The 25,810-nt window shown below is 54.0% G+C and carries 27 protein-coding genes and 1 riboswitch; of the genes, 20 read left to right on the top strand and 7 right to left on the bottom strand.

Features of this window, described 5'->3' with window-relative positions; translation table 11 throughout:
- Nucleotides 1–41: 41 nt before the first annotated feature.
- The 3 genes from HYD27_RS16175 to HYD27_RS16165 all read right to left on the bottom strand — a co-directional run bounded on the left by HYD27_RS16175 (nt 42) and on the right by HYD27_RS16165 (nt 3,342).
- Nucleotides 42–1,409 (bottom strand): MBOAT family O-acyltransferase, encoded by a 1,368-nt coding sequence (locus HYD27_RS16175; protein WP_219216807.1) that lies wholly within the window; start codon nt 1,407–1,409, stop codon nt 42–44.
- A gap of 109 nt (nt 1,410–1,518) precedes the next feature.
- Nucleotides 1,519–2,634 carry a sensor histidine kinase gene (locus tag HYD27_RS16170; RefSeq protein ID WP_219216899.1) on the bottom strand — a complete coding sequence of 372 codons (1,116 nt, stop codon included), beginning with the start codon at nt 2,632–2,634 and terminating at the stop codon, nt 1,519–1,521.
- Nucleotides 2,635–2,640: 6 nt separating this feature from the next.
- The gene (locus HYD27_RS16165) at nt 2,641–3,342 is read right to left on the bottom strand and encodes a response regulator transcription factor (protein ID WP_219216805.1); all 702 of its coding nucleotides are present in this window, start codon (nt 3,340–3,342) and stop codon (nt 2,641–2,643) included.
- Nucleotides 3,343–3,536: 194 nt separating this feature from the next.
- On the opposite strand from HYD27_RS16165, the gene mscL reads away from it, so the two are divergent.
- The 8 genes from mscL (at nt 3,537) to HYD27_RS16125 (ending at nt 10,439) form a co-directional block, all read left to right on the top strand.
- The gene (gene mscL / locus HYD27_RS16160; RefSeq protein WP_219216804.1) at nt 3,537–3,938 is read left to right on the top strand and encodes a large conductance mechanosensitive channel protein MscL; all 402 of its coding nucleotides are present in this window, start codon (nt 3,537–3,539) and stop codon (nt 3,936–3,938) included.
- 96 nt (nt 3,939–4,034) lie between these two features.
- Nucleotides 4,035–4,205, top strand: a riboswitch (FMN riboswitch).
- A gap of 221 nt (nt 4,206–4,426) precedes the next feature.
- On the top strand, nt 4,427–5,527 hold the full coding sequence (gene ribD, locus HYD27_RS16155) for a bifunctional diaminohydroxyphosphoribosylaminopyrimidine deaminase/5-amino-6-(5-phosphoribosylamino)uracil reductase RibD (protein WP_219216803.1): 1,101 nt from the start codon (nt 4,427–4,429) through the stop codon (nt 5,525–5,527).
- A 24-nt stretch (nt 5,528–5,551) separates the two neighbouring features.
- Nucleotides 5,552–6,220, top strand: a complete 669-nt coding sequence (locus HYD27_RS16150; RefSeq protein WP_219216802.1) for a riboflavin synthase — start codon at nt 5,552–5,554, stop codon at nt 6,218–6,220.
- A 60-nt stretch (nt 6,221–6,280) separates the two neighbouring features.
- Nucleotides 6,281–7,534: a bifunctional 3,4-dihydroxy-2-butanone-4-phosphate synthase/GTP cyclohydrolase II gene (locus tag HYD27_RS16145; RefSeq protein ID WP_219216801.1), complete on the top strand. Its 1,254-nt coding sequence runs from the start codon at nt 6,281–6,283 to the stop codon at nt 7,532–7,534.
- 38 nt (nt 7,535–7,572) lie between these two features.
- The gene (ribH, locus tag HYD27_RS16140; RefSeq protein ID WP_219216800.1) at nt 7,573–8,040 is read left to right on the top strand and encodes a 6,7-dimethyl-8-ribityllumazine synthase; all 468 of its coding nucleotides are present in this window, start codon (nt 7,573–7,575) and stop codon (nt 8,038–8,040) included.
- A gap of 136 nt (nt 8,041–8,176) precedes the next feature.
- Entirely contained in the window at nt 8,177–8,968 is a 792-nt protein-coding gene (locus HYD27_RS16135; RefSeq protein ID WP_219216799.1) for a segregation and condensation protein A, read from the top strand.
- Nucleotides 8,937–9,542 (top strand): SMC-Scp complex subunit ScpB, encoded by a 606-nt coding sequence (gene scpB, locus HYD27_RS16130; RefSeq protein WP_219216798.1) that lies wholly within the window; start codon nt 8,937–8,939, stop codon nt 9,540–9,542. Before HYD27_RS16135 ends, scpB begins: the two co-directional genes overlap by 32 nt.
- Before the next feature lie 174 nt (nt 9,543–9,716).
- A complete protein-coding gene (locus HYD27_RS16125) occupies nt 9,717–10,439 on the top strand; it encodes a DUF2953 domain-containing protein (protein ID WP_219216796.1) in 723 nt (240 codons plus the stop codon).
- Nucleotides 10,440–10,556: 117 nt separating this feature from the next.
- On the opposite strand, the gene HYD27_RS16120 is transcribed toward HYD27_RS16125, so the two are convergent.
- Nucleotides 10,557–11,471: a hypothetical protein gene (locus HYD27_RS16120; protein ID WP_219216795.1), complete on the bottom strand. Its 915-nt coding sequence runs from the start codon at nt 11,469–11,471 to the stop codon at nt 10,557–10,559.
- 236 nt (nt 11,472–11,707) lie between these two features.
- On the opposite strand from HYD27_RS16120, the gene ytfJ reads away from it, so the two are divergent.
- From ytfJ to glpK, 12 genes are all read left to right on the top strand, one after another.
- The gene (ytfJ, locus tag HYD27_RS16115) at nt 11,708–12,196 is read left to right on the top strand and encodes a GerW family sporulation protein (RefSeq protein WP_219216794.1); all 489 of its coding nucleotides are present in this window, start codon (nt 11,708–11,710) and stop codon (nt 12,194–12,196) included.
- Between the two features lie 185 nt (nt 12,197–12,381).
- On the top strand, nt 12,382–13,596 hold the full coding sequence (locus tag HYD27_RS16110; RefSeq protein WP_219216793.1) for a D-alanyl-D-alanine carboxypeptidase family protein: 1,215 nt from the start codon (nt 12,382–12,384) through the stop codon (nt 13,594–13,596).
- Nucleotides 13,597–13,629: 33 nt separating this feature from the next.
- Complete coding sequence (locus HYD27_RS16105; protein ID WP_219216792.1) at nt 13,630–14,295, top strand: nucleoside recognition domain-containing protein; 666 nt, start codon at nt 13,630–13,632, stop codon at nt 14,293–14,295.
- Nucleotides 14,296–14,302: 7 nt separating this feature from the next.
- Nucleotides 14,303–14,836 (top strand): spore maturation protein, encoded by a 534-nt coding sequence (locus HYD27_RS16100; protein ID WP_304623773.1) that lies wholly within the window; start codon nt 14,303–14,305, stop codon nt 14,834–14,836.
- 181 nt (nt 14,837–15,017) lie between these two features.
- Nucleotides 15,018–15,362 (top strand): peptidoglycan recognition protein family protein, encoded by a 345-nt coding sequence (locus tag HYD27_RS16095; protein ID WP_219216791.1) that lies wholly within the window; start codon nt 15,018–15,020, stop codon nt 15,360–15,362.
- A 20-nt stretch (nt 15,363–15,382) separates the two neighbouring features.
- Nucleotides 15,383–16,141 carry a pseudouridine synthase gene (locus HYD27_RS16090; RefSeq protein ID WP_219216790.1) on the top strand — a complete coding sequence of 253 codons (759 nt, stop codon included), beginning with the start codon at nt 15,383–15,385 and terminating at the stop codon, nt 16,139–16,141.
- A 111-nt stretch (nt 16,142–16,252) separates the two neighbouring features.
- Nucleotides 16,253–16,777, top strand: a complete 525-nt coding sequence (locus tag HYD27_RS16085) for a redoxin domain-containing protein (protein ID WP_219216789.1) — start codon at nt 16,253–16,255, stop codon at nt 16,775–16,777.
- A gap of 14 nt (nt 16,778–16,791) precedes the next feature.
- Nucleotides 16,792–18,462, top strand: a complete 1,671-nt coding sequence (gene resB, locus HYD27_RS16080; protein WP_219216896.1) for a cytochrome c biogenesis protein ResB — start codon at nt 16,792–16,794, stop codon at nt 18,460–18,462.
- Nucleotides 18,459–19,721, top strand: a complete 1,263-nt coding sequence (gene ccsA / locus HYD27_RS16075; protein ID WP_219216787.1) for a cytochrome c biogenesis protein CcsA — start codon at nt 18,459–18,461, stop codon at nt 19,719–19,721. The genes resB and ccsA overlap by 4 nt, the downstream gene beginning before the upstream one ends.
- Nucleotides 19,722–19,795: 74 nt before the next feature.
- Nucleotides 19,796–20,512, top strand: a complete 717-nt coding sequence (locus HYD27_RS16070) for a response regulator transcription factor (protein WP_020427515.1) — start codon at nt 19,796–19,798, stop codon at nt 20,510–20,512.
- Nucleotides 20,513–21,952, top strand: a complete 1,440-nt coding sequence (locus HYD27_RS16065; protein ID WP_219216786.1) for a HAMP domain-containing sensor histidine kinase — start codon at nt 20,513–20,515, stop codon at nt 21,950–21,952.
- 127 nt (nt 21,953–22,079) lie between these two features.
- On the top strand, nt 22,080–23,573 hold the full coding sequence (gene glpK, locus HYD27_RS16060) for a glycerol kinase GlpK (protein WP_219216784.1): 1,494 nt from the start codon (nt 22,080–22,082) through the stop codon (nt 23,571–23,573).
- Nucleotides 23,574–23,702: 129 nt separating this feature from the next.
- On the opposite strand, the gene HYD27_RS16055 is transcribed toward glpK, so the two are convergent.
- The 3 genes from HYD27_RS16055 to HYD27_RS16045 all read right to left on the bottom strand — a co-directional run bounded on the left by HYD27_RS16055 (nt 23,703) and on the right by HYD27_RS16045 (nt 25,773).
- The gene (locus HYD27_RS16055; protein ID WP_219216782.1) at nt 23,703–24,695 is read right to left on the bottom strand and encodes a 3-oxoacyl-[acyl-carrier-protein] synthase III C-terminal domain-containing protein; all 993 of its coding nucleotides are present in this window, start codon (nt 24,693–24,695) and stop codon (nt 23,703–23,705) included.
- A 167-nt stretch (nt 24,696–24,862) separates the two neighbouring features.
- On the bottom strand, nt 24,863–25,213 hold the full coding sequence (locus HYD27_RS16050) for a hypothetical protein (protein WP_219216780.1): 351 nt from the start codon (nt 25,211–25,213) through the stop codon (nt 24,863–24,865).
- A gap of 191 nt (nt 25,214–25,404) precedes the next feature.
- On the bottom strand, nt 25,405–25,773 hold the full coding sequence (locus HYD27_RS16045; protein ID WP_219216777.1) for a carboxymuconolactone decarboxylase family protein: 369 nt from the start codon (nt 25,771–25,773) through the stop codon (nt 25,405–25,407).
- Between the last annotated feature and the right edge of the window lie 37 nt (nt 25,774–25,810).

Here is a 25,810-nt window from a genome sequence, read left to right as displayed (position 1 = left end):
GAAACGATAATGTAAATCTATAAATATGCCCTGCTGCTGTCCTAAAAATTGAAGTACAGGAAGGGAGTAATGCGGTTGAAGAAAAATAAGGAAAAGATAAAAATCAGCGCCATGGCCACAACGGTTGTCCAGCCGCGCACCCGTACGGGAGCCTGGGGCCGCCATAGGATTATTCCAAGGAGCAGCAGAATGAACAGCGCATTCCACTTTAATTCACCCGCAGCTGCGAGGCCTATGCCGTTCAAGCCGCTCATTCCCTTCAGCAGCCTGAGCGCTGAGGATATATTCTCGGCCCGGAAGAATACCCAGGTGATATTGAGGAAAACGAAGGTAAGCAGCCAGGCGAGCCACTTGGGCGGGACGGCAAGGCCGCGGCGGAGCCAGATCCTCTCCACCGCTTGTCCTGCTCCGTGCAGCAGCCCCCACAGTACGAACAGCCAGCCCGCACCGTGCCAGAGCCCGCCAAGCAGGAAGGTAGCCATCACATTGCGGATCGAGGTCCAGAAGCCTGTGCGGTTGCCGCCAAGCGGGATATAAATGTAGTCTCTGAGGAACCGGCTTAGCGTGATATGCCACCGTTGCCAGAAATCCCGGACGCTTACCGCACGGTACGGGGCGTTGAAATTCTGCGGCAGCCGGATATTGAAGAGCAGGGCAATGCCGATAGCCATATCCGTATAGCCGCTGAAATCATAGTAGATTTGCAGCGTATAGGACAGCACGGCCGCCCAGGAATCGACCATATGGGCAGCGGAGGCAAAGCCGCTGTTGGCATAGCCTGCGAGTGTATCGGCAATGACCACCTTTTTGCCGAGGCCAATGCAGAACAGCAGGCTTCCACTTAAGACATTGCTCCAGTTCCACAGCTTCCCGCGCAGCCTGTCGAATTGCGGCATCATCTCCTTGTGATGCAGAATAGGACCGGCAATCAGATGCGGGAAGAAGGTTACAAAAAGGATATAGCTCACCAGGCTGTATTCACGCACCTGTTGCCGGTAAGCATCGACGAGATACGCAATTTGCGTAAAGGTGAAGAAGCTGATTCCCAAAGGCAGCAGCAGATGAAGAGCAGCGATATTTCCTCCGGCCAGCCCGTTCCAGTTGGTAATGAAGAAATCGGCATATTTGTAATACCCGAGCAGCAGCAGATTGGCGCTTAAGCCAAATACCAGGAGTGCACGGGGGCGGATTCTTCCGCTGTGCATTCGCTGGCCTATCCGGTAATTGAACAGAATGGATGTGAGAATTAAAGGGATGTAGCGGAGATTCCACCAGCCGTAGAAGACCAGTGAAGCCAGTGCAAGCCACAGTTTGGCGCAGGTGAAGAGCCGGAACCGGTTCAGAATAAAGTACCCGGCGAGCACGGCAGGCAGGAAACCGAACAGAAAGGTGTACGAATTGAATAGCATAAGAACCCCCGCTTACAGAGAATTAGTATAACAATCACTATAAACGGGAGTTCTTAAGGCTTACGGGGGATAAATCTTATCATTTTCTTAACGGCGGAGCCTATATATATTATTCTTTGTCAGGGCAGCCTGCAGGAAAAACCGTTTCGAATTCGGTCTGCTTACGTGAGCTTTTGACCGTAATCAGCCCGCTGTGCAGCTCGGCGATGCTTTTGGCAATCGCCAGGCCAAGCCCGCTGCCGCCGGTTTCCCGTGAGCGGGATTTGTCCACCCGGTAAAAACGCTGGAACAGGTGGGGAATATCCTCGGCGGGAATTGGCTGGCCGTAATTGGTGCAGACGCCAATGACTTTATCCTGTCTCTTGGACACGGAGATGTCGAGGATTTTACCCTCCTTGCCGTATCGCACGGCATTGGTGAACAGATTCTCATACAGCCGGACCAGTTCATCGGCATCTCCCCGTATCATGAGCGGACCTGCACCAGTATGGATGCGGTAAGTCATACCGGCTCCCTCCAGCACGGGAACGAATTCCTCGGCCAGCTGTTCGAGCAGGTTGCCGAGGTTCACTGGCTCATGGCGGATCGGGAGTCCGGTTGAAGAGACCCGGGTATACTCGAACAAATCGTCGATGAGCTTTTTTAGCGCAAGTGATTTGTCATAGGCTATGTTAACATAATAACGGAGCTCCGTTTCATCGGCATACCGGTCCTTTTCCACAAACTCCAGAAATCCGAGCACCGAGGTCAGCGGCGTCCGCAGGTCGTGAGACACCCCCGTAATGAGATCGTCCTTGGCCTTGGCTGCCGACCGCTCCTCCTCCATGGCTGTTTTCAGCTTCACGGCCATCTTATTGATATTGTCCGCGAGTGTCCCCAGCTCATCCGTCCCCGGGACAGCAATCCGGTAGGACAGGTTGCCGCCGGCTATATTTTGCACACCGGAGGAAATGCTGCGGAGATAGCCCATCGTAGATTTGGTCAAAGCGAGAAAAAAGAAGACATAAAGCGGAGCTCCGGCGAGCAGCAGAACCGGTAGGGAGCCGATATTGTTGATCGTCCAGCGGATCAGCTTAACCAGCCAGAAGGAGCGGGAGGGATTCAGCCACAGCAGCAGTGAGGCGCCGAAGAAAGCGCCCGCCAGGATAAGGCATGTCAGCATCAGGCTGGCCAGGCCGAACCCGGCCAGCCTCCACGATAAGGTATCGAAGCGTTTCATATTCAGTGCCGCTCACCTCCCCTTTTCTATTTTGTAGCCCACACCCCACACCGTTTTTAAATATTTGGGCTTCCGGGGGTTAACCTCGATTTTTTCTCTGATTTTGCGAATATGCACCATAAGTGTATTGTTGCTGTCCAGGTACTGCTCTTTCCAGACCTTGGCAAAGATTTGTTCCATGCTGAGTACCTGCCCGCAGTTGCGGGCCAGCAGCTCCAGAATGGCGAATTCTCTCGGCGTCAGCTTGACCGGCTGTCCCTCCACGGCTACCTCATGCTTGGCCGAATTGATCAGCAGCCCGTCAATGAGGATTTGATCCTCCCTGGCGGCAGAATCACCCTGGTAATTTCTTGTGCGGCGCAGCTGTGATTTGATCCGGGCGACGAGCTCAAGGGGACTGAAGGGCTTGGTGACATAATCATCTGCGCCAAGGCTCAATCCTGTGATTTTATCCATCTCCTGGCTTTTGGCCGACAACATAATGATCGGAAATTTCTTCGTCTCCCGGATTTTGATGCAGGCCTCCAGCCCGTCCATCTCCGGCATCATAATATCAAGCACCATCAGATCAACGGTTTCTTTGGCGGCAATGTCGAGCGCCTCCGGTCCGCTGCGTGCGGTCAACAGCCGGTAGCCTTCATGCTCCAGATATATCTGCATCAATTTGATAATCTCCGCTTCGTCATCCACGAGCAGGAGTGTCCCGTTATGCATGCTTCCATCTTCCTTTCCAGCCAGTCAGGCTGCTGTATATAAGGATTATACCTTATGGGGCAAAGTCCCACTTCATTTAAACGCAGAGTTCTTAAAGACGGAGGGGGAGGACATGAAGGAAATCTTATTTTTTTCTTAAAAAGTCTTCAGAAATGCTATAATAACTTAAAATTCAAAATTTCGGAGGGAATATGATGTGGACGGAATTTAAAAAATTTGCCCTGAAGGGCAATGTGCTTGACCTGGCGGTTGCGGTTGTTATCGGGGCAGCCTTCGGCAAAATCGTCTCGTCGCTTGTCACGGACATTATTATGCCGCTGGTCGGCATGCTTACCGGAGGCATTGATTTGAAGGGGCTTAATTTTACCTATAAAGATGCTGTTGTGAATTATGGCATATTCCTGCAGTCCGTCGTGGATTTCTTCATCATCGCCTTCTCCATCTTCATGGTGGTCAAGCTGGCTAACCGCTTTAAGCGCAAGGAAACTGTAAAGGTTGAGGTTGTGGAGGAACCCGCACCTGGACCGGAAGTAGCGTTGCTAACGGAAATCCGTGATTTATTGTCTGCGGACAAGCGTGCTCAAAAAGATAATTAAGTTACATAAATAAAGCAGGTTTCGCAAACGCACTTGCATTTCCTGCGGCAAAGTGATAATTTTGTTGTAGGCAAAACTTGAAACTAATTAAATATATCAATCCTTCAGGGCAGGGCGTAATTCCCTACCGGCGGTGATGCATCTGCAATTGGCTGAGAATGCCGGTTGAACTGCTTAGTCCGCTACCCGCTCCGTATATCCCATACGGACGGTGGACCCGGTGCAATTCCGGGACCGACAGTATAGTCTGGATGGAAGAAGGAGAGATGACGTTCTGTGCTTGGATAAGGGCAGGCGTGCTGCAGTGTTATCAAATATTATGTGCGAACTTTCACATTTCAACCTTTTGGCTGTGAAACGCACAGTTTTATTAGAACTGCCGGTAAACTCTCGTATAACCCGTCTTGAACTCCACCTGGAGATTGAGACGGGTTTTCTGTTTTGAACGGGCTTAGGGGCAGATACAGCTAGGTGATCGGAGGCAGGACATGGACACAATGAACGATGAGTATTATATGTCGCTCGCCCTGGATATGGCGGAAAGAGCGCAAGGACAGACAGGCGTTAACCCGGTTGTGGGCTGTGTTGTCGTGAAGGATGGCGCCATGATTGGCCTTGGCACCCATTTGCAGCGCGGGACCGGCCACGCTGAAGTGCATGCGCTGAATATGGCGGCAGGCAAGGCCCGGGGCAGTACAGCTTATGTGACGCTGGAGCCTTGCAGCCATTACGGCAAGACACCGCCCTGCAGCCAAAGGCTGATTGATGAAGGTGTAGCCCGTGTGGTAGTTGCCTGTGAAGACCCTAATCCGCAGGTTGCGGGAAGGGGCATTGCCATGCTTCGCGGGCAGGGGATTGAGGTTGAGGTTGGACTGCTGCGCAGCCGGGCGCTGCGGCTCAATGAGAAGTTCATCAAGTACATTCTGACGAAGCAGCCTTTTGTTACACTGAAGAGTGCAAGCACGCTGGACGGGAAGCTGGCGACCCGGACCGGCGACAGCAAATGGATTTCGAACGGCCAGGCGCGGGAGATCGTACATACGCTGCGGCACCGCCACCAGGGAATCATGGTCGGTGTCAACACGGTCATTGCCGACAATCCTTCCCTGACCACAAGAATGACAGTGCCGGGACTGAATCCGGTCCGGATCGTGGTTGACTCCACATTGCGCATTCCGCTGGGATCGGCGGTTGTCAGTGACGGGCAGGCGCCTACGATTGTCGTAACTACGGAATCTGCTGATCCGGACAAGAAAGCGGCGCTGCTTGCGGCGGGAGTGCAGCTCGTGGTCAGCGGTGCGGGCCCGCGTGTGGATCTGCAAGCCGCCATGACCGCCTTGGGCGGGCTGGAAATCGGCTCGATTCTGCTGGAAGGCGGCGGCACTCTGAACGGCGCGATGCTGGAGAGGGGACTGGTGGACCGCATCATTCTTTTCTTCGCTCCGAAAATCGTCGGCGGAGGTGCAGCCGCAGCCGGGACTTTCGAGTTTCCGGGTGTAGAGCTGATGCAGAGCGCGGTCACGCTTGAAGGATTGGAAGTGGAAGTGCTCGGGGATAATGTGTGTATCAGCGGTACACCTGTCCGTTAACAGCAAATTTCAGGAGGGGATTACATGTTCACAGGCTTGATTGAGGAAGTCGGCGTCCTGCGCGGGGTCACCAGCGGCAGCGAAATGATGGTGCTGAATATAGGCGCCTCCCTCATTATGGATGATTTGAAGATCGGCGACAGCGTGTCCGTCAACGGCGTCTGTCTGACGGCGACCTCCATCGGCGATCACTCTTTTTCCGTTGATGTGATGCCCCAGACCTACCGCAACAGCACGCTCAAGGAGCTGCGAAGCGGCAGCCGGATGAATCTGGAGCGGGCGATGGCCGCCGGCGGCCGCTTCGGGGGACATATCGTTCAGGGACATGTGGACGGAACCGGTGAAATCCGCAGTGTGAAACGCGATCAGAATGCAGTGGTCTTCGAGATTGCGCCGGAGCGCAAATCGCTGTTCAAATTTATTATCCCCAAAGGCTCGATTACCGTCGACGGCATCAGCCTGACCGTGGTGGACGCTTCGGCTTCTGCGTTCACCGTTTCGATCATTCCCCATACCTTGGGCGAAACGGTTCTGGCGCATAAGCGTAGCGGCGACCGGATCAATATCGAATGCGATGTGCTCGGCAAATATGTGGACCATCTCCTGAATTACGGTTCGCGTTCAGGGGATGTACAGGAAGATAACAGCTCCGGGATCAGCCATGAATTTCTGGCTGCGAACGGGTTTGTATAAATTATGATCAGGCTTACGCAGGCCCGCCGGGGCTGCGTAAAGTGTCAGGAGGACAGAAAGATGAGCAAGCAATTGAAGAATGACAGTGTCCTGGACCCGATTGAGGACGCAATTTATGATCTGATGCGCGGCAAGGTCGTCATCGTGGTCGATGATGAAGACCGCGAGAATGAAGGAGACTTCATTGCACTTGCCGAACGCTCTACACCGGAAGTGATCAACTTCATGATCACGGAAGGACGCGGACTGGTCTGCGTGCCGATTACGGCAGAGCGTGCGGAGGAGCTGGACCTCCAGCCTATGGTGGCGCACAATACCGACAACCACGGGACGGCCTTTACCGTCTCCGTCGATCACAAAGACACCACGACAGGGATTTCTGCCGGGGAGAGATCTAGGACCATCCAGGCGCTGTTGGACCCGGACGCGAAGCCTTCCGACTTCCGCAGACCGGGCCATATGTTCCCGCTGATTGCGAAGAAGGGCGGCGTGCTGCGCCGCTCCGGGCACACGGAGGCGGCTGTTGATCTGGCCCGCATGTGCGGTGCTTATCCGGCCAGCGTGATCTGTGAAGTGGTCAAGGAAGACGGTACAATGGCCCGTCTGCCGGATCTGGTGGAGATTGCGCGCAAGCATGACCTCAAGCTGATCAGCATTAAGGACCTCATTCATTACCGCAATGAGAAGGAGCATTTGGTCAACCGCGAGGTGTCGGTAAACCTGCCGACCGATTTCGGCGACTTCCAGACGATTGCCTATACCAATGAAGTGGACGACAAAGAGCATGTCGCTTTGGTCAAGGGCGATATTTCCGGCGAGGAGCCGGTGCTGGTGCGGGTGCATTCCGAATGCCTCACCGGTGATGTGTTCCATTCCCACCGCTGCGATTGCGGCCCGCAATTCGAGGCGGCGCTGCGCCAGATCGAGGCAGCGGGAAGGGGGGTTCTGCTCTATATGCGCCAGGAGGGCAGAGGCATTGGCCTGATCAACAAGCTCCGCGCCTACAAGCTGCAGGAGGAAGGCCTGGACACCGTAGACGCCAACCTGAAGCTGGGCTTCCCGGCAGATCTGCGCGACTATGGCATCGGAGCGCAGATTCTTAAGGATCTCGGCGTCCGCCAGATCCGGCTGCTGACCAACAATCCGCGCAAGATCAAAGGGCTGGAAGGCTACGGTCTCGAGGTTGTGGAACGGGTACCGATTCAAATGCCGGAGAACAAGGACAATACCAATTATCTCCATACCAAGCAGGCCAAGCTGGGCCACCTGCTGACTTTTGACAACATCGAGCAAAATGAGGATTCCAAGCTGTAATATCCATATAACTTACTAATGAAGGGTAGATGAATACAATGCCGAATTATTTAGAAGGACATTTAGTATCCGAGGGACTCAAATACGGGGTCGTTGTAGGACGTTTTAACGAGTTCATTACAAGCAGGCTGCTGTCCGGTGCGCTCGATGCCTTCAAGCGTCATGGCGTAGCCGATGATGAAGTGGATGTAGCCTGGGTTCCGGGCGTGTTCGAAATTCCGCTGATCGCTCAAAAAATGGCCCAAAGCGGCAAGTATGATGCGGTTATCGCGCTTGGAACCGTCATTCGCGGATCTACAACCCATTATGATTATGTGTGCAACGAGGTTGCCAAAGGCGTGGCGGCGATCAACCTCAAAACCGGCATTCCAACGATTTTTGGTGTGGTTACCACCGAAAATATCGAGCAGGCCATCGAGCGCTCCGGAACCAAAGCCGGCAACAAGGGCTGGGATGCCGCAACCTCTGCCATTGAAATGGCGAACCTTAACAAGCTCTTTAAATAAGAGAGCCTCTTGACGAATGGGTTGAAATCGTGCTTATTTATAAGTATGAGAAGAAAGCATGGACTATAAGAACTTTCTACTTGTGTAGCGCCCAGGCGGCGCTGCACTTTACTTTTTTTTGGCGGGAGGAAACCGCGTGGCTGTATTGTACAAGCTGGAGACATTCGAAGGTCCGCTCGATCTGCTCTTGCATTTGATTGACAAGGCGGAAATTGATATCCAGGACATTCCCGTCAGCGAGATCACCGAGCAGTACATGGAATATCTGCGGAGCATGCAGGAGCTTGAGCTGGACATCACCAGTGAATTTCTGGTGATGGCCGCAACGCTGCTGTCGATCAAGAGCAAGCTGCTGCTGCCGAAGCCGCCGGTCATCGAAATCGAGGATTTCGAATATTACGAGGACGACGGGTACGACCCGCGGGCAGAGCTTGTACAGCGGCTGATTGAATACCGCAAATTCAAGAGCATCGCTGTGCAGCTGCTGGACATGGAGAGCGAACGCAGCCTGATTTTTACCAAGGAGCCGGAGGACCTGGGTCCTTTTGTGCCGGAACAGACGGATAATGCGCTGAAGGGGCTGCACACTGCAGATCTTATCGCCGCGTTCCGCAAAGCGCTGAGCAAGGCGGCCAGAAGATCCTCCTATCAGCGGATTACCCGCGACGAGATTTCCGTAAAGGACCGCATACGGGATGTGTCGGCAGCGCTCCAGCGCAAGGGGACGGGCGGGAGGATGCGCTTCTCCGCGCTGCTGGAAGATGAAATGGCCCGGCATGAGATCGTGGTTACCTTCCTTGCCATCCTGGAGCTGATGAAGATGAAGGCGATCTTCTGCTATCAGGAGAAATTATTTGATGACATTGTAATGGAGTGGAGAGGAGGAGAAGCGCTCAGTGGAATTCAAAACGCTGAAATCAATTATTGAAGGACTGTTGTTCTTGTCCGGCGATGAGGGGCTGTCTGTCCGCCAGATTGCCGAAATCACGGAGCAGCGGTCGGATATTGCCGGCAAAGCGCTGCAGGAGCTGAAAGAGGATTATGCATCCCAGGAGCGCGGGCTGCAGGTGGTGCAGATTGCCGGAAACTTCCGGCTGGCCACGCTGCCGGACCATGCGCCGTATTTTGAGCGGCTTGCCTATTCGCCTTCCCGAGCCTCCCTGTCCCAGGCGGCGCTGGAGACATTGGCCATCGTCGCCTACCGCCAGCCGATTACCCGGGTGGAGATTGAGGAGATCCGCGGTGTGAAGTCGGAGCGGGCCATTCATACGCTGAACAATAAGGATTTGATTCATGAGGTCGGCCGTGCGGAAGCGGTAGGCCGCCCCATTCTGTACGGAACGACCAAGTCGTTCCTGGAGAGCTTCGGACTGGCCGATCTCAAAGAGCTGCCGGAGCCCTCAAGCTTCGATGCTTCCTCGGAGGATCTGGAAGAGGAAACACAGCTCCTGTTCAGCAAGCTGGACAGCCAGATGACATTTGAGGATACGGAGCAGGCATAATGCCAGCATAATTTATACAGCGGTACTCAGGCTCTATAGCCATTCCTGATGATGCCCGCAAGGTCACCGGGGGTGCGCTATGGGGCTTTTTGCGTGAATGCCGAATTTTTTCCAGCCCGATATGCCATACTAAATCAAAGGCTCCTAATCATAGGCTGCATGGAGGTTACTCTCGTGACGTTATGGCTGGCAATACTCTTGGCCCTGCTGCTGCTCGCGGCAGTGCTGCTGTTCCTGACCTTGTCTTCATACATACATTTTCATTTCCGGCTGTGCAGGCTGGGAAAGGATGACCGCCTGGAATTTGATCTGAAGGCCGTATTTGGGCTGGTCAAACTTCATTATGAGCTGCCTGCGCTGGTATTTCAGGGGATCGAAAAGGGCATCAAGGTGAAGCTGGAGGAAAGCGGCATTGCACCGGTCCGGAAGGATGAAGACAAAGAGGAGCAGATCGACAAGGAATCAGTCACTGAGTGGCTGGGCAATATCCGCAAGGCGCTGAAGGCAACCCGGGGGCTGAAGAAGTGGCTGAGGAATACACTGTCCCATGTCCAGATCAGCAAGCTTGACTGGTCTACCGATTTCTCTCTGGGCGATGCCGCATATACCGCGACAACCGCGGGAGCGCTATGGGGACTGAAATGGAGCTTTGCGGGCTGGCTGTCGAGATGGGTCCGTCTGAAAAAAGCGCCGCGGCTGTTTGTTGCGCCGGTGTTCCGGGACGAGCTGTGCTTTTCCACAGAGGCGGTTTGCGCCGGAAAGCTATCGGTGGGCTATGCTGTGTTTGCCGGGCTCCTGCTGTTGCGGCGCATCTCCAGGGTGAAGGGAGGACTGCGCGGCTGGAAGGAACTGCTGAGCCGCGATAAGTCTAATTTAGCCCGGGAGAATTCGGACTGAAGAGGCTTTGTATCCTCCTGCAGCCATTGGCCGGAGCGCTTGGCGGGCATTCTTCAGAAAAAGAGCAGTCCGCATAAAAAACCTGCCGACTGCTTCCGGAGATTGCCAAGCGCTGCTTTACCGCCCGGCCCGAACAGGTTCTGCAATTTTGGGGAAGAAGGTTCTTCCATAGTCTTTGCCGTCCTCTTTCCTGCGAAATACTGCCAGGTTCAAACGCTCTCCGTTAATTTCAACAGGGATATCCTGCCGTCCGTCAAGGAAGGCTACGGTTCCCATCGCCATCAATCCTTCCGCACTGGTGCCGACAAAGAAACCGCCCAAATCTTTTATCAAAATCTGTGGCTCGCCGTTAGGCTTCCGTTCCTCCAATGTATACTTAATGGTAATAACCTCCGCCAGTCTGCTGTGTTCGGTTCGGGCTACCTCCACATGCTTGATGAAGACGATGGAGTCGTCTTTCTTAAGCGCTGCAAAGGGGCCGTCATTTACATAATAGTGATACCAGAAGTGATGCCCGCCCAGCTTGCGCCGTTTGCTGCCTTGCTCGCCGAGAAAAACATGCTCGAAATAAGAGGTGCTTTTATCCATAAAGGTGGTGAACCAGACGGATTTAAGCATATTTATCCACTCTTCGGTGGAACAGCCTGCTTTGAGCTGGTGGTGGTCCTCCGCATATTTGCGCGCGAGACGCATAGGGGCCGTGTTGGCGGCAAATTGAAGGAATTCGTTGATCTCTGCCGCTTCGCCGGGAGTGGAAGCTTCCTTTTCCTTGGCCCTCCAGTCATAGTTGTCATGAAGCTTCATGAACAGGTCATAGGAGCGCTGCTTGCTTTCCGGAATTACAACCTCCGCAAACACGGAGATTTCATTTGCCTCACTGCCGCCCGCTGAAGAACCGGAATCGGGCATCGGATTCATATCGACAATGACGTAGCCCTTCTCCGGTTGCTTTTGATTCTCGCTAAGCCCTTTGATAAGCGGTATAACCCCGTTATTATCCATATCCGCTTGCCAAATCTTGAAAAAGGTCATTTTTTTGCCTCCTGTTGATGTGGTTTTACCTACGTGATCATTTTTGGTTGAGCAGTTTATTTTTATGTGGGTCGAATTGAAGAAGGATTAATCTGGGGCTTCCGCCAATTGCGGGTCTATTCCTGGCGCCGGCAATGAATTTCTTCATGCTGTACATATCCTTCCCATTAGATGAGCAGACTGTACAAGAGTAGGCAGTTCCCTTATCTTTCAAACTGCAGAGGAGGAATACTTAGATGTCAGATCACCCGATTCAAGGTCTCATGCAGACCGCTATGGAAAATATTAAAGGCATGGTGGACGTCAATACGATTGTTGGCGATCCTGTAGAAACCCCGGATGGCAGCGTCATTCTGCCGATCAGTAAAGTTGCCTTCGGCTTTGCCGCAGGCGGCAGTGATTTTCGGGTAGAGGATGAATCAACTGGTATAAACGGTACGGGTACCGGTGTTAAAATGCTCCCGTTCGGGGGCGGCAGCGGCGGCGGGGTATCCATTCGCCCAATCGCTTTTCTCGTCGTGGGCAGGGAGGGCGTGCATATCGTGCCGCTGGACAATCAAACCCATCTGTTCGAGAAAATTATCGATGCGACGCCGAATCTCATCGACAAAATTCAAACGATGTTTCAGAGCGGCACACCGGTAGGCGCAGAAGTGGTTGAAGCTCCGGTTGCCAAGACAGTGGTTAGAAACGAGCCGGTCACTTCGGATTCCTCGACGCACTAGCCCGTGGCACGCTCTGGAAATTTGCACCGGTATACCGGGGATATCGCCTTAAACGGGCGGTGTCCCCTTTTTTTTGCGAATATGGGGAATTACAGGTTCCTGCCCAGCAGCCAAGAGAAGGACATACCTGTCCGCTGCCCAGCATACACTTGTACAACACAAGCGAACTGATAAGAAGCCGGAGGATGAACATGAAGACACTAAACCTAAAACCAGCGTTGATGGTGATATTGTGCGCAGTGCTGCTGTATGCGGCTCCCCTGCCCCTGGTCCGGGCGGAGAACAGCTCCATTTCCACCCATGCCAGGGCGGCGGCGCTGATTGATGTGGAGTCCGGAAGAATTCTGTACAGCAGCCGCGGGGACGAGCCCATGCTGATTGCCAGCCTTACCAAAATCATGACTGCGCTTGTAGCAGTAGAGAACGGTGATCTGCAGTCCAAGGTCAAGGTCGGCAAAAATGCTTTTGCCAAGGAAGGCTCCTCCTTGTATCTGAAGCTGGGCGAAGAAATGACTCTGGAGGATATGCTCTACGGTCTGATGCTGCGCTCAGGCAATGATGCGGCTACGGCGATTGCCGAGCATGTCGGCGGTTCGGAGGAAGGCTTCGTCTATATGATGAACGCCAAGGCGCAGGAGCTTGGACTGGCCCATACGCATTTTGCCAATCCCCATGGGCTTGATGCGGAAGGGCATTATTCCAGCGCTAATGATTTGGCCGTGCTCACCGCCTATGCCATGCACAATCCCGTGTTCAAGCAAATTGTGAAAACCCAGGAGAAGACGGCAGACAACCCTTACGAGAAATGGGACTACAAATGGCTTAACAAAAATAAAATGCTGCGCCTGTATGAAGGGGCGGACGGAGTCAAGACGGGCTATACCAAGCAAGCGCTGCGCTGTCTCGTCAGCTCCGCTACCCGGAACGGCCAGCAGCTGGTTGCCGTTACGCTGAATGACGGGAATGACTGGAACGATCATGCCGCACTGCTGGATTTCGGCTTTAACCACTATCCGCTGAAGACGCTCGTTGAGCGCGGTGAAGGAATCAGCGGGTACGGCTTCGTGACCGGCAAGACCTTTGCCTATCCGCTGGGGCAGGGAGAGGAAGCGCGTCTTGTGACCAGGCTGGAGATCCGCCAGGAGAAGGCAAATGCAGGGCAGCAGACGGCGCGCGGCAACAGCAGCTTTGGCCTCAAGGGAGCGCTGGTGCTCCAGCTCGGCGGCAAGGAAATTGGCCGGGTTCCGGTCTATTCGCCGGATCAGCTGCCGCCGGAGTACTCAGCCTATGAGAAGAAGTACCAGCCGGCAGGCGCGGCGGCTTATCCGGCGGACAACTGGCTGGAGGCGCTTGGCAGTGCACTGCGGGTTCTTTTCCGGATGGGAGCTTCAGCCAAGTGAAGAGAGCGCATGAGAGAATGGGGAGGGATACGCATGATCAATGGGATTTGGCTGGGCATGATCCTCATCGGCTTTGTGTTCGCTGCCGTGAACGGGCGTATGGACGCATTCACGGCAGCGCTGTTTGACGGAGCAAAAAGCGGAGTTACTGTAAGCTTTGGGCTGATTAGTGTGCTGGTGTTCTGGATGGGGATCATGCGGGTGGCAGAGGATGCGGGACTGATGAGAAAAATCGCCAAAGTGCTGGGGCCGGTCGTTTCTTTTCTGTTCCCGGATGTGCCGAAGGGGCATCCGGCAATCGGCTACATCCTTTCCAATATGAGCGCCAATCTGCTTGGCCTCGGCAATGCGGCCACCCCGATGGGCATCAAGGCGATGCAGGAGCTGCAGACACTGAATCCGGACAAGGAGACTGCGACTCCGGCCATGTGCACCCTGCTTGCCCTGAATACCGCCAGCATTACGCTGATCCCGGCCACGCTGATTGCCATCCGGCTTAATTACGGCTCGGCGGACCCGGCCGGCATTGTCGGCACAACACTGGCCGCAACGGCGGTGGCAACATTTGCGGCCATTGCGGCAGACAGGCTGTGCCGCCGTCTGGCTCTGCTGCGCAGGCCGCCCGGGCCGCCTGCCGGGAGAGACGGCAATTCCCCAAGAGGGGGCACCGCGCTCCCGCATTCTTCCCTGAAAGGGTGAGCCTGCCTTGTTACAGCTAATCAGCCTTATCTCGGCCTGGGCCATTCCGGTCATGATTACTTTTATTCCCTTATATGCTTTTACGCGCAAGGTCCCGGTCTATGAGTCCTTTGTCGAAGGGGCCAAGGACGGCTTCGGCACCGCCATCGCCATCATTCCGCATCTTGTCGGCATGCTTGTCGCGATCAGCGTCTTCCGCGCCTCCGGCGCGCTGGACTTCCTGATGGGCTTCATCGCGCCGGCCTTGCAGGGAATCGGGGTGCCGCCCGAAGTGCTCCCGCTCGGCCTGCTGCGCCCGCTTACAGGAACCGGCTCTCTGGCCTATACCGCCGATCTGATCAGCGTCCATGGGCCCGACTCGCTGATCGGCAGGATTGCCTCCACCATCCAGGGCAGCACCGATACCACCTTGTACGTGCTGACCGTCTACTTCGGCGCTGTAGGCGTCCGCAACGGGCGCTACGCCCTCAAGGTCGGCCTCTTCTCCGACATCGTTGGCTTCATTGCCGCCATTGCCGTGTGTCTGCTGGTGTTTGGCTAATCCTGTTTTTGCAGTGCTCATGAAACTGGGGCATAACAGCAGCCGGAAGTCCAAACATTCCTCGGAGCTGCAATAAGTCAACGCCCCCCTGAAATCCTCAAAGATTTTTAAACAGCCCCCTCACCCCGCCCCCTCCCATATCATATGCTATTGCAGCAATACGGAGGGAGGCCGGCATGCGATGGAGTACAAAGGTTTTATTCTGCATCATTCCCACTGTCCGTCCATTAACGGCAAGGGCTTCGACTTTTGGGTGGGCACGGAGGGGGCGGTTTATGCCGCGCCGCTGCTGACAGACCCGGATTATATCCATATTTGCCTGGAAGGCAACTACGGGGAAGCGGACGCGCTTCCAACCCTGCCTGAGCGCAGGGATCAGCTCTTTGCGGCCGGCAGACTCATTTTGGAATTGGCCGCTCGTTATCACATAGACCCCCTGATCGTGGAAACCCATACAAAAACCTGTCCCGGAGTATTTTTTCCGTGGAATGAACTTGTGATTTATCCCGCTGATGGTTATCATTAACCTGAGGTGAATAGTCGAACATGGAAAGATTACAGAAAATTTTGGCGCAGGCAGGCGTGGCGTCAAGACGCAAGTGTGAAGAAATGATTTTGGCCGGTAAAGTGGAAGTCAACGGGGAACTCGTAACTACGCTTGGCACGAAGGTGGACCCCGAAACAGATATAATTAAGGTCGCCGGTAGACTGATCCGGGGGGAGAACAAGATTTACATTATGTTCAACAAGCCCAAGGGTGTGATTACAAGCGCGTCTGATGACAAGGGCCGCAAGGTGGTAACGGATTACCTGAAGGGCATCAAAGAGCGTGTATACCCTGTGGGCCGTCTGGATTATGATACGGAAGGGCTGCTGCTGCTGACGAATGACGGGGAGTTTGCCAACCTGCTCACGCATCCGAAGCACCATGTGCCCAAAACCTATCATGCCACGGTCAAGGGTATTCCGCACGGCAGTGCGCTGGACAAGCTGAAGGCCGGCATCAGGCTGGAGGACGGAATGACCGCTCCGGCGGAAGTGGAATACAAGGATATCGACGAAGTGAACAAAGAAACCGTCATCAGCATTACCATCCATGAAGGCCGCAACCGCCAGGTCCGGCGGATGTTCGAAGCGATTTCCCATCCGGTTATCCGCCTGAAACGGATCTCCTTCGGAGACATCCTGCTGCAGAATCTCAAACGCGGCTCATACCGCCATCTGACCAAGGATGAAATTAACCAGCTCCAGCAAATTGCCAAGGCAGGCATGCTAAAAGCAAACCCAATGCGCAAGGACACATAAAGTTCACAATTTCCCCTCCTAAAACTGTGACAATATTCGTTATAATGTTCATAGGATGTTCACACCTAACAACTAAAGTAATGAGTTGCGTCACAGAAGGGGGCCTGGCGTGTGGGCAAAGCGAGAAAGCCGGTTCAAATCGTCATTCTGTTCGTGATAATTCTGCTTGGAGGTTATGCAATCGGTTCCTCGGTGTTCGGAGGAGACGGAAGGCCCAGGGAAGGCGGGAGAGCCCCTTCCTTTGAACTGCTTGGGCTTGACGGTCTGACCCACACGCTGGACGAATATAAGGGCAAGTCCGTTGTGCTGAATTTCTGGGGGTCCTGGTGCGCGCCTTGCGTGAAGGAAATGCCCGCCCTGCAGGCAGAGTGGGTGAAATGGAAGGACCAGGGCGTAGTTGTGGTAGGCGTCAATGTCGGTGAGGATCAAATGACTGTGGAGAATTTCGTCAAGCTCGTCAATATTGATTTTCCCGTTGTCATGGATTCCGGCCGCGACGCCGTCCGAAGCTATGGCGTATCACCGCTTCCAACCACCTTCTTCATTAATGCGAAAGGCAGGGTGGACAGCATTCATATTGGACAGCTGGATCTCAGCACGCTTGACGATCAGATCGGGAAGCTGGTGGAGCCGTGAAGGAGCGTAGGCCGCTGATTGCCAACACCAAATGTGAATGCGGACATCAGAACCCGGTGGGCACGCTCCTCTGCGAAGCCTGCGGCAAGCCGCTGGATGCGGAGGAACAGCGTTCTTCGGGGAATCTGGAAATGCGGTACGACGGTATAGCCCGCCGTTCGCAGCGCGTGAATCCAGGGGTGATCGACCTGGTGTGGAATTTTTTCTCCTCGGTCAAGATCGCCATTTACCTGATTGTCCTGACGCTTCTCGGCTCCATGCTGGGAACGATATTTCCCCAGGAGAGCACCTTTCTCAATATTGATGCTTCGACCTATTATCCGGAGACTTACGGAACAGCCGGGGAGATCTATTATAAACTCGGCCTGTCACACACCTATGAATCCTGGTGGTTCGTGTTGCTGCTGGTGCTTATTGGAGCCTCTCTGGTCATTTGCAGCCTGGACCGCGTGCTTCCCCTATATAAAGCCCTGACCCGGCAGAAGATCCGCAAGCACCGCCAGTTCCTGACCCGCCAAAAGGCGGCGCTGGTGACAGAGCTGCCGGAGGAGCCGGAAGCGTGGGTCGCACGGGTGGTGCCGCCGCTGCAGAAAAAGGGCTACCGCGTCCGCACGGACGGGGGCGCGCTGCTGGCCGAGAAGCACCGCTTTAGCCGCTGGGGGCCTTATGTCATACATATCGGCCTGATCATCTTTTTGCTGGCTGTGCTGGCCCGAGGGCTTCCGGGTCTGAATATGGATCAGCATCTGGCTTTTCCGCAAGGAGAAACAGTCAGGATACCGGACACTACCTTCTATTTAAAAAACGAAAAGTTTACCGTGGAGTTCTATACGGAGGAAGAAATGCCCAAGGAATTCCGCGGGACCAAAATCCTCCCGAAACTTTACGAAACCAAAGCTGTTCTCTATGAATGCACTGCGGATTGCACTGACCCCTCCAAGGAGCCGCAGCTGGCCGAAGTGGCCGGTCACGATATTCAGGTGAACTCACCGCTCAGCTATAAGGGATTGAAAGCGTATCAGTTTGACTATGACCTGACGCCGGTGCTGCGTTCGGTACAGCCGGAGCTTATAAATGCATCAAGCGGGGAGGTATACGGCAAGTTCAAGCTGGACATGAAAAATCCGCAGCGTACACTTCAGGCAGGCCCCTATACGCTGGAGCTGAAAGAAAAATATATGGATTTCGCTTTGAACGAACAAGGGCAGCCGGTGTCGAAGTCCCCGTATCCGAACGCTCCTGCCTTCCTGTTCCTGATTAAGGGGCCGGAGCTGCCGGCCGAGGGGCAGCAATATTTCTATTTCCCGAAGCAGGCCGACAAGGAGAAATTCCAGATGGCGGCCATCAATGATAAACTGGGAGGCAGCGGGAGGTTCCTGGAGCTTGAGGTGAGCAGCATGGACGATGTGGATTTCTCGGAATCCACATCCTACCTGAACATCCGTGTCGACCGGGCGATGCCTTTTGTGTGGATCGGGGCCGGCATTGTCATGCTTGGACTGGTGCTTGGCTTCTACTGGCAGCACAGACGAATATGGCTGATAGCCAATCAAGGAGAACTGGTACTCGGCGGCCACACGAACAAGAACTGGTTCGGCTTTCGCAGGGAGATCGTTTCAATTCTGGCGAAGACAGATTTGACAGTGGATGAAAAATCTCTGGACAACGGGGGAGGCCTGGCATGAGCTTGCTCGATTTCAGCAGTGACGTTTTTATTGCCGCGTTTTTTATGTACAGCGGGTCGTTCATGTTGTATACCATTGCCATTATGGGCCGCAAGTGGTCCGGCAGGAAGCCGGAGGAGCATACCGCACGCTGGGGCAGGATCGCTTTTATCGGTTCCTCGTTGGGTCTAATCTGCCATCTTGCTTATTTCGTTACCCGCTGGGCGGGGGCAGGGCATATTCCGGTCAGTAATATGTATGAGTTCATGACGTTTCTATCCATGATGGTCATGGTGGCCTTTACTGTTATTTTCTCCATTTACCGCAAAATCATTCTCGGTGTCTTCGCGGTGCCGATCTCGATTATATTGATGGCGTATGCGGCAGTATTCCCGCAGGAGGTCCAGCCGCTGATTCCTTCGCTTCAATCCATTTATCTGAATATTCATGTCACGCTGGCGGCACTGGGCGAATCGTTTTTTGCCGTCGGCTTTGCCGCCGGGCTGATGTACCTGCTGCGCACTGTGAATTTTGCGGGTAAAGAGAAGAGCGACCGCAAGCAGCAGCGCCTGGTGGAATTTACTCTGTTCTCAATCATTGTTATAATTGGTTTCCTTGGATCGGTATTTGCTTTTCGCGGCGCCGGATACGAAACGGTTTTCGTCCGTTCCAACGTTACGATTGACAGCCCCGGGCAGGGAGATAGTACAATAGAGAAAGTGAGTTATAAAATGCCGCCAATTGTGGCACCTTACCATAGCGAAATTGAGAGCTTCCAGTCGTTTCTTGGAATGAAAGAGCCGCTTTTCGAAGCGCCTTCCTGGATGAATGGCGTCAATGCCGGACGTAAATTCAACACGGTTCTCTGGTCGCTGATCTCCGGGCTGATTCTTTACGGAATTCTGCGTCTGGCTGCCCGCAAGCCTTTGGGCAGAGCGATTCATCCTGTTCTGGATGGAATTGATGAGAATGACCTCGATGAAATTACGTACAGGGCGATTGCGATTGGCTTCCCGATTTTTACCCTGGGGGCTTTGATTTTTGCAATGATATGGGCACAGGTGGCCTGGGGCCGGTTTTGGGGATGGGACCCCAAGGAAGTCTGGGCACTGGTCACCTGGCTGTTCTACAGCGCCTACCTGCATTTGCGGCTGGCCCGCGGCTGGCAGGGGCGCAAATCCGCATGGCTCGCCGTACTCGGCTTTTTGGTCGTAATGTTTACCCTGGTTGGCGTTAATCTGGTTATCGCCGGGCTTCATTCCTACGCGGGAACGGACTAAGGCCGCGACTGCCGAAGGGGCACTTAAACTTGCGGCTGGCGTTGTACTGTAACTGATGAAGGGGTTGTTGTGAAATGGCAGAGCATTTGAACAGAATACTGGTGGTGGATGACGAAGAGCGCATTCGCCGCCTCCTGAAGATGTATCTAGAAAAAGAGGGCTACGAAATTGATGAAGCGGAGGACGGAGAAATCGCTCTGCGCAAGGCAACGGCCAATGACTATGGCCTGATCCTGCTGGATGTAATGCTCCCGGGAATCGATGGTATTGAAGTGCTGACGCGGCTCAGAGGCGTCAAATCCACACCTGTCCTGATGCTTACAGCCAAAGGCGAGGAGATCAACCGCGTGCAGGGCTTCGAAATGGGCGCAGACGACTATGTAGTCAAGCCGTTCAGTCCGCGTGAGGTGATCTACCGGGTGAAGGCGATTATGCGCCGTTCCTCCGCGACAGCCTTTTTATCCAAAGAGAGCAATTCCAGCAACAACATTGTATTTCCCCACCTCATTATTGAGCATGATGCACACCGCGTAACCGCCGGGGGCCAGGAAGTAAGCCTGACTCCGAAGGAGTACGAGCTGCTGCATTATTTGGCTATTTCGCCGGACAAGGTATTCTCGCGCGAAGAGCTGCTGAAGGATGTGTGGAATTATGAGTTCTTCGGGGATTTGCGTACAGTGGATACCCATGTCAAACGGCTTCGCGAGAAGCTTAACAAGGTATCACCGGAATCGGCAGCGATGATCACAACGGTATGGGGAGTAGGCTATAAGCTTGAGGTGCCTAAATAAGTGAAATTCTGGAGAAGTCTTGTCGGCAAGCTGTGGATCACGATCATCTGTCTCGTTGCTGTCGTGCTTATCACACTGGGGCTTTTCCTGCTGCCCTATATTGACAGCAACTTCGCCAATTCCGGGGCGATCAAACGCTTGTTTATGTACACCTGTATGATCGGCTTTTCCTTGACGACGTTCTTCGCCCTGTTCCTGTTTACCAAGATTACGCAGCCGATGCAGCAGGTGATTGAAGCGGCGGACAATATCCGCCGGGGCAAATACGGGACGAGACTGACACTGGTTACCAGTGACGAAATCGGCCAGCTGGCGACCTCGTTTAATCATATGGCAGAAGAGCTGGAAGAAAATATCCGCAGCCTGAACCACGAAAAAGGGCATTTGTCCAGTGTTCTGCGCAGCATGAGCGACGCTGTTCTCACCTTTGATATCGAGGGGAAAATCATCCTGACCAACCCTCATGGCCAGGCTCTGCTGGAGACCTGGAGTGATCTGGGCTGGGAGCAGGAGAGTGAATCCGAGCTGTATCCGCAAGGGGCGGGTGACAGTGAGGTGCCACCGCCATTGCGGCCCCTGTTCTTCAGCACACTGAGCCAAGGGGGGGATCAGCGCTCCCAGGTTCACGTGCGCCAGGGAGTCTGGTCAGTTCATATGGCTCCGCTGTATTCCGAGGACACGATTCGCGGAGCAGTGGCTGTGTTGCGTGATGTTACCGAGGAAGTCAAGCTGGAGAAGATGCGCCGTGATTTCGTGGCGAACGTTTCGCACGAGATCCGTACGCCGCTGTCGATGATGCAGGGCTACAGCGAAGCGCTGCTGGATGGCATGGCTTCCTCTCCCGAGGAGAGCAGTGAGCTGGTTCAGGTCATCCATGACGAGTCGCTGCGGATGGGCCGGCTTGTGAAGGATCTGCTGGACCTTGCCCGCATGGAGGCCGGACACACGGATATGATGAAGGTGCCGGTGGACATGGGCGGGCTGCTGGAGCGGGTGTACCGCAAATTCTCCGTCCGGGCCAAGGAGCGGGGAATTGACCTTGAGCTGAAATGCGGAAGTGATCCGCAGCTGCTCAAAGCGGCTGATGAAGACAAGCTGGAGCAGGTGCTGACCAATCTGCTGGACAATGCGTTCCGGCATACGCCTGCGGACAAACGGATTACGGTTCTGACAGGCTCCACGGTGCTTGAAGGGCGCCGTTATCTGGAGATTACCATCCGCGACGAAGGGGTGGGCATTCCGCCGGAGGATCTTCCGTTTATCTTTGAACGGTTCTACAAAGCAGACAAGGCACGTGTGCGCGGAGAATCGGGAGGAACCGGACTTGGGCTGGCAATTGTCAAAAATATCGTCGAGTCGCATCACGGTACGATCACTGCCGCAAGCAAGCTGGGGGAAGGAACCGATTTCATCCTGCGGCTTCCTGTCGAAAAACAGTAAAGCCAAGACAATGTATGACAGCGCCTCTGACCGCAGAGGTGCTTTTTGTTGAAAGCACCACATAAATCTTGTTCATCGTGGAACATACCGCCATGCTTGCGAAGCCAGTATTAGGAGGCATATATAGATGATTTTATCATTAGACCAAGGCACAACCAGCTCGCGGGCGATCTTGTTCGATTACGGGGCCGCTATGATCGCTCAAGGGCAGTATGAAATCAGGCAGTCCTTTCCCCGCCCCGGCTGGGTAGAGCATGATCCGGAGCAGATCTGGGAGACTCAGCTGGCGGCGGCCAGAGACGCAATTAGAGAAAGCGGAAGGCCGGCTGCCGGGATAGCCGCCATTGGCATCACCAATCAGCGGGAGACGGCGCTTATATGGGACAAGGCCACCGGGAAGCCCATCTACCCGGCTATCGTGTGGCAGGACCGCCGTACAGCCGAACATTGTGAGGAACTGAAGAGACGCGGACTCGAGGAAGAAATTGCTGCAAGAACCGGTCTTGTGGTGGATGCCTATTTCTCGGCAACCAAGCTGGCCTGGATTCTGGATCATGTACCCGGCGCGAGAGAACGCGCGGACCGGGGCGAACTGCTGGCGGGAACCATTGATGCCTGGCTGATCTGGAAGCTTACCTGCGGAGCTGTGCATGCTACAGATGTTACGAATGCCTCACGTACCATGCTGTATAATCTGCATGAGCGGAAATGGGATGAGAAGCTGATGGGGGAGCTTGGAGTCCCGCGCTTAATGCTGCCGGAAGTCAGAATGTCCGGCGGAGAATTCGGGGCTGCGGACAGTAAGTGGTTCGGAATGGAAATTCCGATTCGTTCCGTGCTTGGGGATCAGCAGGCCGCTTTATTCGGCCATACCTGTCTGGAGGCCGGAAGTGCCAAGAATACATACGGCACCGGCTGTTTTATTCTTATGAATACCGGAACCGAAGCGGTAGCCTCCAGCCACGGGCTGCTGACCACGGTCGCCTGGGGCATGGGGGATGAATTGTATTACGCCCTCGAAGGCAGTGTGTTCGTGGCCGGAGCAGCGGTACAATGGCTGCATGAAGGACTGGGGCTTATTGAAGAGCCTGCAGATTCGGAGGAAAGAGCAGGAGAAGTGGAAGACAGTGAAGGGGTGGTGGTGGTTCCTGCTTTTACCGGACTTGGAGCGCCCTACTGGGATATGTATGCCCGCGGAGCGGTGTTCGGCTTGACCCGGGGGACTACGGCGGGGCATCTGGTGCGGGCTACGCTGGAATCCCTGGCCTTTCAATCACGGGATGTAATCGGTGCGATGGAAAAGGACGCCGGAATGCCGCTGACAGGTCTGCGGGTCGATGGCGGAGCCGTGCGCAATGATCTGCTGATGCAGTTTCAAGCGGATATTCTGGGCAGCGAGGTCACGCGTACAACTTATTCGGAGACGACGGCACTGGGCGCAGCGCTGCTTGCCGGCCTGACTTCAGGGATCTGGACACGGAAGCAGCTGGAGAGCTTCAATAAGGCAGAGAAGGTCTTCTCGCCGTCTATGGAGGCAGCAGAGAGGGAACGCCGCTACCATGCCTGGCAGGATGCTGTATCCCGCACTATGGGCTGGGAGAAGCACGAAGGGCACCGTTAGGCATACGGGGACGCGGGAATCGTAAATTTTGATTTTGGGCAGCATAGGGAGTTCAGCTTTAGCGCATATATACCGTTCAACAGCAAAAGGACCCGCAGGCAGAAGTGTGAACTGCCTGCGGGTCCTCTTTTAGTACTCCATTACAAAAGCTACGTTCTGCCAGCCCGCTCCGACGGTCCAGAACAGGAGCTTGTCACCGCGATCAATCTTCCCGGTGGTCACTGCTTTGTGCAGGGCCACAAAAGGGCTGCTTGTGGAAGTATAGCCGAACTCGTCGCCGATGTAGACCGCTGCATCACTGCCGAGGCCTGTCTTGTCGGAAACTGCACGAATGTTGGGCAGGGACAATTGTGAGAAGCAGGCCGCTTTGATCGATTCGGGAGCAATCCCGTTATTGCTGAGCAATGTGTTGATAGATTCGGAGGCGGCGTCTACACAAATGGAATCATCAAAAGGAATGAATTTTACATTGAACTCTCCGGCAGCTACACCGCCGCGTCCGAGGTTCGCCAGGCCTTCCACCGGAAACACCGAGTTGCCATATACACATGTGTCAGTCTGGTAGATGGAATCTATGAAGCCTACGGAATTTTCATCCCGTTCCAGAATGACTGCAGCGGCAGCATCACCGAAGTTGGCATAGTAGACCGGGTCATTTTTGTTGGCATGCGGGGCAATATGGTCGGAGCCGATCACCAGCGCACGGCGGAGCCTTGGATTGGCCATCATTTGGCGGCTTACCTGCTCCACCGAGGCGGTCATGCCTGCACAGTTCGCATTGCTGTCGATGCAGACCGCATGCGATGCGCCGCCGATCAAGCGGTGAATCATCAGTGAGTTCGTTGGGAAGATATATTCAGGAGTTTGGCTGGCATATGCGATCAGGTCAATGTCGGCACCGGTAAGCCCCGTCTTGTCCAGCACATTGCTTGCCGCCTCAAAAGCCATAGTCAGAGAGTTCTCTTCATCGCTGTCGATGCTATAACGGCTTTCACGGCCCAGAGCAGCCAGAAGTCCGCGGATATCAATGCCCTTTTCGTCAAAGTGCTCGATGAAAAAGTCGTTGCCAATCCTTTTGCTTGGATGATAGATATCAATATCCTTAATCCGAATTCCGGCCATGGTAGTTCCTCCTCAGAGTTTTATGAGCAATAATGCTTCCTGAACGTCAACCGTGCATAACCGGCTTCGGAAGCGCACGCTTAGTTTTAGTCAGCGATACTTATCGAATTCTTCATGACCAGCCTGCTTCGCAATCATTCTCCGGGTATTGAGGGTTTATATACCGGCTAAGCTGAAACCGTTGAAGTAATCTCCAGGTTTTCCAGCCCTGCTTTGCGTCCAAGCCGCGCGAGCTGCATTTTGAGGATCGGGTTGTTTTCAAGGGTCAGGCTTACTTTTTCAAATCCATCCGCTTTGAACATGACGAAGCAGCCTTCCAGCAGCGGCACAACATCCGGAGCAGTTACATTCAGCTTTCTGCAGTCAATCTGCAGCGCATATTCTGAAGGTGTGATCGGGTTGACTGTCTGCTGGTAGGCTTGAATCGATTTGAGACCATCCTCATTGGAAAAGGTACCTTCCAATTCAATATTAATGATCTTGTTAACGGAATCGGTTTTCAAAACAAATTTACCCATGTGCTCATCTCTCCCATAATTGAATGTGTGTACCTGTTCAGCCAATGATAATATCCAAAAAACTTGAAATTTTATGCCTTGATTCGACATTTGAACTTTAGTTTTGGGATAATTTCCCTTTAATATAATCATATATTTCTCAAATATGCAAGAAAAAAGTCGAATCATGTCAAAATATGTTTCAGAAGAATTTATTGGATTTCTTCAAGCGCTGCAAGCAGCACATTAAAGGCAGAAATAACTCTCGGAGCGCCTACACACGGAACCAGATGCAGTAAAATGCCCTTGATTTGATCCACAGTCATCCCGACGCGGAGCGCCATCACATAATGGACTCCGAGCTGCTCGAACTGTCCCATGGTGATGAGGGACGAAATGACGGCGATTTCCTTCCAGTCGGCGCCAATCGTTGTACGCTGAAAAATGTCGCCATAGGCGTTGCCCATGATATACTCGGCCAACTCCGGGAAATGCTCCTTGATTGGAGCCAGTGCATTGGCTCCATACTCCCCGGACAGATTGGAAAAATGCTTTAGACCGCTGTTGACGGTGTTTTCCACAGAGATACCTCCTGAGTTGTAATAAGCGGCACGAAGA

It is taken from the genome of Paenibacillus sp. S150 (assembly GCF_019352175.1).
Classification (GTDB): domain Bacteria; phylum Bacillota; class Bacilli; order Paenibacillales; family Paenibacillaceae; genus Paenibacillus_AQ.
Note: the sequence above shows the minus strand (reverse complement) of the source record. Positions and strands in the feature narration are given on the sequence as shown.